Source organism: Paucibacter sp. KBW04, assembly GCF_003852425.1.
Classification (GTDB): domain Bacteria; phylum Pseudomonadota; class Gammaproteobacteria; order Burkholderiales; family Burkholderiaceae_C; genus Paucibacter_A.
Window position 1 is genome coordinate 93933 of sequence record NZ_QAJN01000006.1, and the last position, 12904, is coordinate 106836.

Genomic DNA, 12904 nt, shown 5'->3' on the forward strand with positions numbered 1-12904 from the left:
CCCTCTCAGAGCTGCACACAGCTGACGCAGCCGCGGCCCTTGGACTTGGCCAGATAGAGCTGCTCGTCGGCCGCACTGATCAGCTCGGCCGCCGCCCGCCCGGTCTGCGGCCGCATCACCGCACAGCCCACGCTGACGGTCAGGAAGGGCCCGACATCGGAGTAGGCATGGGCGATATGGGCCATGCGCACAGCGTCCAGAACATCTTGCGCCAGGCCGCGGGCGCCCTCCAGATCGGTCTCGGGCAGCACGCAGGCGAACTCCTCGCCGCCAAAGCGGCTGACGAAGTCACCGGGGCGCTTGAGCTGCATATTCAGAATCGCCGCCACCTGGCGCAAGGCCTCGTCACCGGCCAAATGGCCGTAGTGATCGTTGTAGCGCTTGAAGAAGTCCACATCGATGATCAGCAGGCCGATCTCATTGGCATTGCGCATGGCGCGCTGGAACTCCTGCTCGCAGCACTCGTCGAAATAACGCCGGTTGTAAACCCCGGTCAGACCGTCGATGAAGGAGAGGTGGCGCAGCAGATCGCCCTGCAGCTTGAGCTGCAAATGGGCTTTGACCCGGGCCCGCACCACGGCCGGATTGAAAGGCTTGGCGATGTAGTCCACCGCGCCCAACTCCAGGCCAAAGGTTTCTTCCTTGGCATCGCTGTGCACGGTGACGAAGATCACCGGCAGATCCCGCAGCATGGGGTCGGCCTTGATCTGGCGGCAGACCTCGTAGCCGTTCATGCCCGGCATCTGCACATCGAGCAGGATCAGGTCGGGATTCTTGTCGCGACACATATCCAGGGCCTGCTGGCCCGAGGTGGCCACCATCACCTGATACTCCGAGGCGAAGACTTGGTAGAGCACCTGAATATTGATGGGCTGATCGTCCACGATCAGCAGGCGCGCGCGGCGCGTGGGCGGGCCCAGCAAACTCAGGTCAGGGCCGCCAGACGGTCGAAAGCTTGTGTTCGTCATGCTGGTACGCGCGCCAGGCAAGCCTGGCAGAGGGCGAGCGCCTGCTCGAAGTTGAGGGCCGAAAGCGCCTGTTCAATGGCAGGCATTTCGGGTTGAAGCCGGTCGGCATGCTGCTCGCGCAAGGCGTTGAAGGCATCGGTCGCGCCCATATCCCAGTCCTGCAAGAGCGTGAGCAAACTCGTCATCGCAGCCCTGAATTCTGCCGCGTCGCTCAGGCCCGTGGTAGTCGCCTTGGGCACGCTCTTGGGCTTGAGGTCCACCAAGTCCTGGGCCAGCTGCACCAGCAAGGCGCAGGCAGGCACGACCAGCTTTTCCAGCGCGGCAATCCATTCGGCGCTGAGCGTTTCGCCTCTCTTCAGAGCGGCCTCGCCCTCGGCGCCCACCTCGGCCAACTCATTCGCGCCCAGCGTCGCTGCCAGGCCCTTGAAGCTATGCGTCAGCAGCACCGCCTCGTCGAGGTCCTGGTCCGCCATCTTGACGCTCAACTGCTGGGGCAGTTGCAGGGCAGATTTGGCGAAGGACAGGGTCATGCGCTGGAACAACTCGGCCTTGCCCATGAAGCGGTCCATGGCGGACTGGGCATCAAATCCTTGGGACAGGGCCTTGGCTTGCAAGTCCTCAGGCACCGCCAGCGTGGCAAAGCGATGCTCCTGCACGACCGGCTCGGGTCGGTCCTGGCTGTGCAATATCACGCCCACCAATTTATCCATGTCAAACGGTTTCCCCACATGTTCATTCATGCCTGCGGCCAGGCATTCCTCCCGGTCCGAGGCCATCACATTGGCGGTCATCGCGATGATGGGCAGGCTTGTCAGCTGCAAGTCCTGCCGTATCGCACGACTTGCACTGTAACCGTCCATCACCGGCATTTGCACATCCATCAGCACCAGGTCAAAAGCTTCGGGGCTGGCCCGCAAGATGTCAACCGCCACCTGCCCGTTGCCCGCCAGCTGCACGCTGGCGCCAGCGTCCTCCAGCAATTCCTGGGCAACCTGCTGGTTGTTGAGGTTGTCCTCCACCACCAGGATGCGCAGCTTGTGCAAGGGCTTGCTGAGGCCTTGCTGCAGCGCGGGTGAAGGCTCGCCGCCCTGCTCGGCGCGGCGCGCCTCCTGCACCGCGTCCAGCAACATCTGCGGCGTGATCGGCTTGACCAGATAGCCATCGAGCAAGCCTTGCTCTTCCTCGCTACGGCGAAGCAGCTCTTCGCGCCCCTGTGCCGTCACCATGATGATCTGGGGCTGTGGCAGGCCCGGCGCCATGCCGCGCAGACGCTGGATCATCTCAAAGCCATCCAGGCCCGAGCCCATGCGCCAGTCACTCAGCAGCAGCTCATAGGGCTCGCCCTGGGTGGCCCGCTCTTGCAAGAGGCGCAAGGCCTCATCGCCCGAGTCCACCAGCTCCATGCGCAGGCCCAGGGCCCGGCCGCTGCGCCCCAGCAGCTCGCGCGCCACCGGGTTGTCGTCCACCACCAGGGTGCGCAAGGCCGGCAGCTGGGCTTGCACCAGACGGGTGTCGCTGGCCTGGGCGGGAGCTTCCAGGCCCAGATTGAGGGTGAAATAGAAGCGGCTGCCTCGGCCCAGCTCGCTGTCCAGCTGCAAGGTGCCGCCCATCAAATGCACCAGGCGCTGGCTGATCGCAAGGCCGAGGCCGGTGCCCCCATAACGGCGGGTGGTGGAGGCCTCGGCCTGAGAGAAACCGGTGAAAATCTTTTCCTGATTCTCGGGCGCGATGCCGATGCCGGAGTCGCTGACCGAGAACTGCACCGCCGCCGAAATATCCCCCGGCTGCAAGGGCCGCAAAAGCTTCAGCGACAGCACCACCTCGCCTTCCTGGGTGAACTTGGTGGCATTGCCGCCCAGATTGATCAAGACCTGCTGCAGGCGCATGGAGTCGGCCACCAGCAGAGGCGGCAGCTCGGCATCCAGATCGAACAAGATGTCGATATTCTTTTGGCCCACATTGGCCGAGAGAATGACGGAGAGATCGCGGAAGAGCTGGTCGACCCGGAAGGGCTGCATGTCCAGCGCCATCTTGCCGGCCTCGACCTTGGAGAAGTCCAGGATATCGTTCAGCAAGCCCAGCAGGGAGCGGGCCGCGCCCTCGGTCTTGCTGGCGTAGTCCTTCTGGCGCGGGGTCAGCTCGGTTTTTTGCAGCAGGCGCAGCAGGCCCAGAATGGCGTTCATGGGCGTACGGATCTCATGGCTCATATTGGCCAGGAACTGGCCCTTGGAGCGCGCCGCTTCTTCGGCCGCTTCCATGGCCAACATCATGTCGGTGATGTCGATGCGGAAGCCCACGATATGGCCGTCATCCATGCGGCGCTCGATCACCCGGTTCCAGCGCCCATTGCCCAGCTTTTGCACCAGCTGGGTTTCGCCGCTGCGGTGCGCCGTCAGGCGATTCTGAATCCAGCTTTCCTCCTGCCCCTCGCCCACCACATACTGGCCCAGATTGACGCCCAGCCGGATCACATCCTCAAACCGGGCGCCGGGCACGATCTGGTCTTCGGCGCCCTCATAAACCTGGCGGTACTTTTCATTGCAGAAGACCAGCTTGTCCTGCGGGTCGAACAGCACAAAGGCCTCGTTGACCGCGTCGATGGAGCCGCGCAGCAAGGCCTCGGCCTTGCGCACCTCGGCCTCGGCCCGCTTGCGCGCACCGATATCGGTATAGGTGGTGACGAAGCCGCCGCTGGGCACCGGCTTGCTGCGCATCTCCATCACCAGGCCATCGGGCCGCTCACGCTCCCACTGGTGGGGCGCCAACATGCTGGCGCGTGCCACTTCCATGCTGTGCTTCATCGCCGCGTCCAGATCCAGCGTTCCGTTTTCGCCCCGGGTCCAGATCAGGCGCAAGACGTCTTCGATCGGCGACTCTTTGTCCTGAACCTCGTCCTCGCGCAGGCCATAGAGATCCATGAACATGGTGTTGTGCAGGGCCAGGCGGAAGTCCGCGTCGACAAAGGTCAGGCCGCAGGGCAGGCTGTCCAGCACCACGCGGATCAACTCATTGCTGCGCCGCTGCTCTTCGGCCAAGCGCTTGGCCTCGCTGATGTCGTAATAGGTGGTGACAAAGCCACCGCCCAGCATGGGCGCGCCACGCACCTCGATGACCTTGCCGCTGCGGTGATGCTGCTCGAAGTGATGGACTTTTGGATTGAGCCCGCGCTGGATCAGGTCCTGGATATGGGCCTCCATGGCCTCGCCCTCGCCATAGTCGCCAAAGCTGGCGTTGTAGCGGATGAAGGACTCAAAGCGCGGCGGCATCTCCTCGAATAGATGCTCGGGGAACTCGAACATCTCGACGAATTTGCGGTTGTAGGCGCGCAGATTGAGCTCGCTGTCGAACACGCTCAGCGCGCAAGGCAGGCTTTCCATCACGCTCAGCAAGACCTGGTGGTTGCGCTTGCTCTCCACCTCCAGCTCACGCTGGGCGGTAATGTCCTGGTAGGTGCCGACGATGCGCATGGCGCCGTTGTCGTCAAACGAGGCCTCGCCCACCGATCTCACCCAAAGGAAACGCCCCAGATCGGTATTCAGCGCCAACTCCATATCCCAGGACTCGCTGGGATCCTTGGCCTTGTCCATGGCCTCTTGCAGCTTCATCCGGTCCTCGGCGGAGAAGTAAGACAGGGCCTGCTCCAGCGTCACCGGCGTACCGGGCGCGATGTCATGCAAACGGCAGGTCTGCTCTGACCAAATCAGCTCGCGTGTCTGCAGGTCGTATTCCCAGCCGCCCAGGCCGGCCAGCAGCTCCGAGCGGTCCAGGGCGGCCTGCTTGCGCAGCAGCCCTTCCTCGCTGCGCTTGCGGGCGTTGATGTCCATCAAAGTGCCGGCAATCCAGCGCGGCGCGCCGCTGGCATCGCGCTCGTAGAGCTTGCCGCGCATCAGGCACCAGATCCAGGCGCCCGACTCATGCAAAAGGCGCAGCTCGCATTCAAAGAACTCGGTATCGCCACGGCAATGGCGGGCCAACATATCGGAGGCCATCGCCATATCGTCGGGGTGGATGTAGCGCAGCCAGGTGCGCGCGTTCAGCGGCACCATATCGGCCAATTTGCGGCCGGTGATATTGGCCCAGCGCTCGTTGAAGCGGGCCTCGCCGGTCTGTTCGTTCCACTCCCAGGTGCCGACATGGGTGCCGTCGATGATGCGGGCCAGGCGTTCGCGCTGCTCGGCCAGATCGCTGCGGGCGCGCCGCGCCGCAGTGATGTCGGTGCGGATGGAGATGTACTTCTGCACCCGCCCGTTTTCATCCAGGATGGGCGCGATGATGCTGTTGACCCAGTAGATCTCGCCATTCTTGGCGCGATTGCAGATCTCGCCCTGCCAGGATCTGCCCACCGAGATATCGGCCCATAGCTTGCGCCAGAACTCCGGCGGATGCTGGCCGGAATTGACGATGCGGTGGTTGTGGCCCAGCAACTCCTCGCGGCTGTAACCGCTGATGCGGCTGAAGGCCTCGTTGGCGTCGATGATGGTGCCGGCCGCATCGGCCACCGAGACGATGGCGTGCTGGTGAATGGTGTCCAGCAAGGACTTGTTGATGCCCATGGAGCGCGCCAGCTCCAGCTGCACCTGTTTGCTGTCCGAGGTATCGCGGGCGATCTCGATAAAGCCGGTGTGGCGGTCCTTGTCGTCCTTCAGCGCCTGCAGCTCGGCAGACACCCAAAATCTATGCCCGTCCTTGTGCTTGTTCTGCCGCTCCCGGCGCATCAGCTGCTTGGCGACCAGCAGCTCACCCAGCTGCTGCGCTGTCAAATCGACCTCGGCGGGATCGACGGCCAGAAATTCCGGCGCCCGACGGCCCAGCACCTCGGCCTCGGCATAGCCCGTCATGCGGGTGAAGCCCTCGTTCACCCAGGTGATACGCATCTCGGTATCCAGCAGCATCAGCGCACTGCTGGTGCCGCGCATGGCAAAAGAGTACTGCTGCAGACGCACGCCCATCTCGCTCATCTGCGCCTGCAGGCGGCGTTCGCGCCGCAGCAAGCCCAGGCCCAGCAAGACCAAAGCCAGCAGCAGACCGATGAAAAGCAAGGCCAGGGCGGGCAGGGAGACCATCACCCTATCCTCGGGCTGACTCGCCACAGCAGCGGCACCGGCGGCGGCAAGGGCCGGCGCGGCCAGCAGCAGGTTCAGGCTCAGGCTCAGACTCAATCCCAGGCCCAGGACCTGGGCAGAAAGAAACCGGTTCCAAGACACCCAGGGTGTCCGCATGTTCTCCGCTTTCTTCCGGCCTTGAGCTTGCATTGCAAATCCCGTGCCGAGCTGGCACACAAAGGGTTCAGGGGCTTCGCTTAGTTTAGAGACAAGCCGAGAGATTCAGCAAAAGCTTTTGCGCTCTCTCTTGGTACTTGTGCCACGACTTTATGAGTTAGCCCTTGCTCTGCGTTGACTTGGCCTAGTCTCAGTCCTCAGCGGCATGCGAAAAACGTCGCTTGGATGACTTTTGCCACAGAAACGACAAGGGGCGGCCCGCCAAGGCCGCCCCCGAAGCTATCAGTTCAAGCGATCAGATCGCCTCGCCCGGCGCGCCCTCCTGCAAGAGCCGCTCCGCCTCGCGGCGGCCGAAGAGCCAGAACAGCACCGGGGTCAAAAAGGTGTCCAGCAAGGTCGAGCTGATCAGGCCCGAGAAGATCACCACCGCCACCGGATGCAGGATCTCGGTGCCCGGCCGCTCGGCCTCGAACAAGAGCGGCGCCAGCGCAAACGCCGTCACCAGCGCCGTCATCAGCACCGGGCTGAGCCGCTCCACCGAGCCACGCAGAATCATCTTCAGGTCGAAGTTCTCGCCCTCGAAGCGCATCAGATTGATGTAGTGGCTGACCTTCAAAATGCCGTTGCGCACCGAGATGCCCGCCAGCGTGATAAAGCCCACCAGGGCCGCCACCGACAGGGGCTGACCCGAGATCCACAGGCCCAGCACCGCCCCCACCAGAGCAAGGGGAATATTGGCCATGATCATCAAGGCCAGACGGGTGCTTTTGTAGCGCCCGAACAAGACCACGAACATCAGCGTTGCCGACACCAGGGACAGCAGACCCACCAGGCGTGAGGCTTCCTCTTGCGCCTTGAACTGCCCACCCAAAGTGATGAAGTAACCCTCGGGCAGAGGCGTGGCCGCTACCGCCGCGCGGATGTCCACCACGATGTCAGACAGCGCCCGGCCCTGGGCATTGGCCGAGAGCACGATGCGGCGCTTGCCCTCGTCGCGGCTGATCTGATTGGGGCCGTCGCCCTCCTCGATGCTGGCCAGCAGAGACAGCGGCACAGGGCCGGTGGGCGTGTCCATCATCAGGCGGGCCAGGCCGTCCATGGCCCGCTCGCCCTCGGGCAGGCGCAGCACCAGGGGGAAGCGCCGGCCGCCCTCGATGATTTGCGCCATCTGCTCGCCCTGCACCAGGGTTTGCAGCGTGGCCAAGAGCTGCGGCACCGGCACGCCATAACGAGCGGCCGCAGCGTAGTCGATGCGCAGCTTGATCTGCGGCGCCAGCACCATCTTCTCCACCTCCAGATCGGCCAGGCCGGGGATTTGGGCCAGGCGAGCGCGCAGGCTTTCGGCCTGGCCACGCAACTGGTCTAGGTCCTCGCCAAAGATCTTGATGGCGATCTGCGAGCGCACGCCCGAGAGCATGTGGTCGATGCGGTGCGAGATCGGCTGCCCCAGGCTGACGGCCACCGGCAACAAGCTCAGACGCGCCCGCATATCGGCCTTGATCTCGTCCATGCTGCGCGTGATCTGCGCCTGCGGCAGCAGGCCCACATCCAACTCGCTGACATGCACGCCCTCGGCATGCTCGTCCAACTCCGCCCGGCCGCTGCGCCGCCCCACATGGCTGACCTCGGGCACCTGGGCCAGCAACTGCTCGGCCTGGCGCGCCACGGCCGAGCTGGCTTCCAGCGTCACGCCGGGGTTGAGTCGCAAGCCCACCAACAAGCTGCCCTCATTGAAGGGTGGCAAAAAAGTGGTGGCGAAAAAAGGCACGGCCGCCAGCGCCGCCAGCACCGCCAACACCGCAGCCGCGATGGCCGTGCGCGGCCGCGCGAGCGTCGCGCTCAGAGCAATGCGGTAGCGCGTCTTCAACCAGGCCAGCAACCGGGTATCGCCATGGTCCAGCGACTTCATGCGTGGCAGCAGATACAGGCTCAGCACCGGCGTCACCGTCACCGAAACCAGCAAGCTGGCCAGGGTGGAGACGATGAAGGCAATGCCCAGGGGGACGAACAAGCGCCCCTCCATGCCGGGCAAGGCGAACAGCGGCAGGAAGACCAGCACGATGATGAGGGTGGCATACAGAATTGCCGACCGCACCTCCAAGCTGGCCTGCGCTACCAGGCGCAGGGCCGGGGTGCGTTGCTCGGGGGGCAGCAGGCGGTCCTGCTTGAGGCGGCGCAAGATGTTCTCGATGTCCACCACCGCATCGTCCACCAGGCCGCCGACGGCGATGGCCAGGCCGCCCAGCGTCATCGTGTTGATCGAGAGCCCGAAGTACTTGAACACCAGGGCGGTGATGAAGATGGAGACCGGAATCGCCACCAGGGCGATCACCGTGATGCGCACATTGCCCAGGAAGAGCAAAAGAATCAGCGCCACAAACACCGAGGCGCCGATCAGCTTGCCCTGCAGCGTATTGATGGAGGCCTCGATAAAGCTGGCTTGGCGGAAGGTGACGCGCGGCTGGGCCATGCCGGCGGGCAGGCCCGCCTTCATCTGCGTCAGCGCCTCCTCGATGGTGCGGCTCACCACCAAGGTGTCGGCCGTGGGCTGTTTCTGAATGCCCAGAATCACGGCCGGCGCGCCCTCAAAGCCGGCATCCCCGCGCTTGAGCGCCGCGGCAAATTTGACCTCGGCCACCTGGCGCAAGAGAATCGGCCGGCCCTCGCGGGCGCCCACGGCCAGCTGCTGCAGATCAGCCAGATCGCTGCTGCGCCCCAGATGGCGGATCAAATACTCGCGCCCGTGCTGAGACAAAAATCCGCCCGAGCTATTGGCGGCATAGCCGCGCAAGGCATTGGAGAGTTGCTCCACCGTCACGCCTAACTGAGCCATGCGGGCCGTGTCCGGCTGCACCTGGAACTGGCGCAACTCCCCACCGATGGGGATGACCTGGGCCACACCAGGGATGGCCATCAGGCGCGGACGCAAGACCCAGTCGGCGTACTCGCGCACGGCCATGGCTTGAGTGGGCGCGGCCGAGTTGCTGGGCGCTGATGCGGCTGATGGGGCTGAGGCCGCCGCTTGGATGGGAATCGCAATCTGCATGATCTCGCCCATGATGGAGCTGACCGGCCCCATGCGCGGCATGATGCCCGGGGGGAGGCTGCCATCGTCCAGGCTGCCCAGTCGCTCCGTCACCATCTGGCGGGCGCGGAAGATCTCGGTGCTCCAGTCAAAGGTGACGTAAACAAAGGACAGGCCGGCGCTGGAGCTCGAGCGCACCGACTCCACCCCAGGCAGGCCGTTCATCACCGTCTCCAGCGGCATGCTGATCAGCTGCTCCACCTCCTCGGCGGCCATGCCGCCGGCCTCGGTCATCAGCGTGACCGTGGGCTTGTTGAGATCGGGGAAGACATCGACCGGCGTGCGCGAGAGGGTGAAGGCGCCGTAGGCCATCAAGACCGCCGCGGCGATCAAGACCAGCAAGCGGTTGCCCAGGCTGTTATCAAGAATCCACTTGAACATAGCGGCCCCTTTCAGCGGATCTGGTTGAGCAGGCTGGCGGCCTCACTCACCACCCGGTCGCCGTCTTGCAGACCGGCGGTCACCGCCACGCTGGCGCCGTCCAAGGGCTGCACCTGCACCACCCGGGGCTCGAAGCGCTCCGGCGCCGTCTTGACCCAGACCATGGCCTGATTGGCCGGGTTGCGCAGCAAGGCGGCGGCGGGCACGGCCAGGCCTTGAATCTGGCTGCGGGTCTGCACCCAAAGCTTGAGCGTCTGGCCCAGCACCAGAGGCGTGGCCTGCGGCCAGGACTTGGCGCTGGGCTTGAAGGACAGGGGCAGGGCCTGGTCGCGCAGGCTCAGGCCCGCGCCGACAAAGTCCAGCGCCAGGCGCTGGCCACCCTGGGCCAACGTAGCGCCGGCCACATCGCCGGCCAAGGCCGCATCAAAGGCCAGGGCCTCGACGCGCAGGCGCTGCGGGTCCACCACCTCGAACACCAGCTCCTTGGCCTCCACCACCTGGCCCGCATGGGCGTTGGCCGATGCGATCAGCCCGCTGGCCGGCGCCCGCAAGGCCTCACGCCCTTGCAAGCCACCGCTCAGCGCGCGGCTACGCGCCTGCAGGCTTTGCAGCTCGGCCTCCAAGGCCTCGATCTCCTTGCGCGGCACGGTGTCGCTGAGTTCGCGCAAGCGCTTCAAACGCTTTTCGCCCAGCTCGGCGGCGGCCTGCAACTCGGCCACTTGGGCGCTCTGGCTGGAGCGTTCCAGCGCACCGGCGGCCGGTTCCAACCAGGCCAATACCTGGCCCTTTTTCACCGCCTGGCCCAGGCTGGGGAAGCCCTGCGGCCCCGCCTCCAGCCGGCCCGCCACCATGGCTTGCACCCGGCCGCCGGCATTGGGGTCGGGCACCACCCGGGCATTCAGCTCCACGCTGCGTGGCAGCGCGGCCATGCGGACCGGCAAGGTGCGCAAACCCATCTGGCGCTGGGCCGGTTTGGGCAGAAACACCGCGCCGTCGGCCTGACGCTGCGGGCCCTGGCCGGGCAGGCTGGCGGCCGGTTCGTCATGGGAATGACCTTCACCGGCCAGAGCCGGGGCAGCGGGCCAGGCCAGCATGAGACCCAGGAGCAAGCCCATGCAAGGTGTTAAAGCAAAGTTCTTCTTCATCAGCGTCTTTCGATTCGGTGTTGCCACGGCGGGCTGCAGAGCGGGCTTCATGCGGCGGCTCCTGCCTTGCCCGCGCCGACGCGGCGGGCGCTGCGCCAAGCCAGCAAGGCCAGGGCCAGGATGCCCAGCGAAGCGGCGGCCCACCAAAGACGGGCGCGCGGCTTGGCTTGGGCCTCATCGGCGGCGGCTGGCTGGGGCAGCAGTTCCAGCTTTCCTTGCAGCTGCTCGCTGCGCCCCTCCAGCTGCACCACGGCGCTCAGGTCCAGGCTGCCGGGCTTGAGCGGCGCGGCCAGCGCCAGCTCAAACTCACCGGCTTCGCCATGCGCTTCTGGCTTGAGCATTTGCCCATCGATGCTCAGGCTCAGCTGGGCGCCTTGCACCGGGCGGTTGTCGTCCGCATGGTCCAGGTAGAGCGTCAGTTCCTGGCCGCTCAGCACGCCAACCAACTCGTAGTGGGCGGAGCTGAGGCTGAAGCGTTGCGGCAGGCCTTGGGCCGCAGGACTGGCTGCCGCGGGTTTGGCTTCGTCGTCGTGGCCTTCATGGGCCGATGGCGCGCTGGCGGGCAGCAGCAAGAGAAAGCTCAGGCACAGCAGGGGCCGGCGCAGCGAGCGGGAGAGGCTTGGAAATTTCATGGGGAAACTCTCGAATATTTGAAACAGATTGGGCGGACCCGACCCAGCCGCTTAACGAGCAGATCAAGCGGGCAGATCAAGCGGGTCCTTAGCAGCGGTCTTCAGCTCGGCAAAAAGCCCAAGGCCTGGCGCAAGGCCGAGCGGGCTTGCTGCAGGCGCAGGCCCGCTCGCTGGCTTTGGCGCTGGGCCTCGAAGGCCTCTTGCTCCACCCGCAAAAGCATGGGCAGATCGCTCTGACCCAGGGCGAAGGACTTGGCGAAAAAGCCCCGCGTCTGCTGGGCCAGCGCCGCTCTTCGCGCGGCCAAGTCGGCCTGGGCCTGGGCGCTTTGCAAGCCCAAGCGGGCCTGGGCCAGCTCGGCCCGCAGCTGCATTTCCTGCTGCTGCAACAAGGCGCGCGCTTCCAGTTGCTCGGCCTGGGCATTGGCCAGGCGTGAGCGCTGGGCCGGCGCCGAGCCCAGCGGAATGCTCAGCCCCAGGGTGAGGGTTTGATTGAAGGGCTCGCCAAAGCCGCCGCGCTCCCGCGTGGTGGCCAGGCGCAGGGCCGGATTGGCCCGGTCCTGGGTCTTGAGCAAGGCGCTGGCGCGCTCGCTTAGGCCCAGCTTGTCCCGCAACTCGGCCAAGGCCGGGTGCTCGGGCGGGACGGCCTCGCTGGGCTCTGGCGCAGTGCTGGCTTCAAGCGAGGCCTCACTCGGCTCAGCGAGCTCCGCCAGGCTTTGGCCCGGCTGCAGGCCCAAGGCCAGCAGCTGCTGATGCGCCGCTTGCGCGCCGAGCCGGGCTTGTTGCAAGTCCAGCTCGGCGGCCAAGCGGGCGGATTCGGCCTGGTGCTGATCGGCCAGGGCCAGCTCACCGGCGCTCACGCGCCGCGCCACATCGCGGTTCAGCTGCGTCGCGGCCTGCAAGCGCCCCGTCGCCAGGGCCAGGTCTTGCTGCTGCAACTGCCACTGCCACCAGGCCTCGCGCACCTGCGCCGCCAAGCGCCACCGGGCCGCCGCCAAGCGGCTGTCCAGCGCGCCTTGTTGGGCCTCGGCCAAGGCCTGGCTGCGGCCGCGCTCACCCGGCAACCACAAGGGGATCTGCATCCCCAGCTCGTACTCGCGGCTGCCTTGGGCCTGGCCGATGAAGCGGTCGGTCTTGGCCGCCAGCTCCACGCTTGGCGCATCGGCCGTCCAGGCCTGCGCCTGCTGGCGGCGCGCCGCCACGGCCTGCTGCCGGGCCGGCGCAGCGGCGGCCTCGGCTTGCAAGGTCCAGGCCTGCTCAAAGAGCTGGCTCAGGGTGATGGGCTGGGCCTCGGCCCGGCTCAGGCTAACGCCGAGCATCAAGCTCAGCGCGGCGCAGGCAAAGGCCTGCCTCCCGAGGCGCTTGCGCGCACAGCGGGACTTCAAATTCATCGAAAACATCCAAGCAACTCCTGCTTGCGGCGGACCTGCAGACGAGGTCCGACACAGCGGGCTCAAACCATGAGCCCGCCAGCGAA

At 65.7% G+C, this 12904-nt stretch carries 6 protein-coding genes; all 6 read right to left on the reverse strand.

The genetic code is table 11. The annotated features are described in order from the left end of the window. Positions 1-5: 5 nt before the first annotated feature. Complete coding sequence (locus DBR47_RS07900) at positions 6-968, reverse strand: diguanylate cyclase (protein WP_124448722.1); 963 nt, start codon at positions 966-968, stop codon at positions 6-8. Then, positions 965-6187 (reverse strand): PAS-domain containing protein, encoded by a 5223-nt coding sequence (locus DBR47_RS07905; protein ID WP_124448724.1) that lies wholly within the window; start codon positions 6185-6187, stop codon positions 965-967. The genes DBR47_RS07900 and DBR47_RS07905 overlap by 4 nt, the downstream gene beginning before the upstream one ends. A 295-nt stretch (positions 6188-6482) precedes the next feature. Then, positions 6483-9653, reverse strand: coding sequence for an efflux RND transporter permease subunit (locus DBR47_RS07910; protein ID WP_124448726.1), 3171 nt, complete (start codon positions 9651-9653; stop codon positions 6483-6485). An 11-nt stretch (positions 9654-9664) separates the two neighbouring features. Beyond that, positions 9665-10798, reverse strand: a complete 1134-nt coding sequence (locus DBR47_RS07915) for an efflux RND transporter periplasmic adaptor subunit (RefSeq protein ID WP_124448827.1) — start codon at positions 10796-10798, stop codon at positions 9665-9667. Positions 10799-10845: 47 nt separating this feature from the next. Continuing rightward, positions 10846-11430, reverse strand: coding sequence for a hypothetical protein (locus DBR47_RS07920; protein WP_124448727.1), 585 nt, complete (start codon positions 11428-11430; stop codon positions 10846-10848). Positions 11431-11531: 101 nt separating this feature from the next. Further along, positions 11532-12818, reverse strand: a complete 1287-nt coding sequence (locus tag DBR47_RS07925) for a TolC family protein (protein WP_197046933.1) — start codon at positions 12816-12818, stop codon at positions 11532-11534. Between the last annotated feature and the right edge of the window lie 86 nt (positions 12819-12904).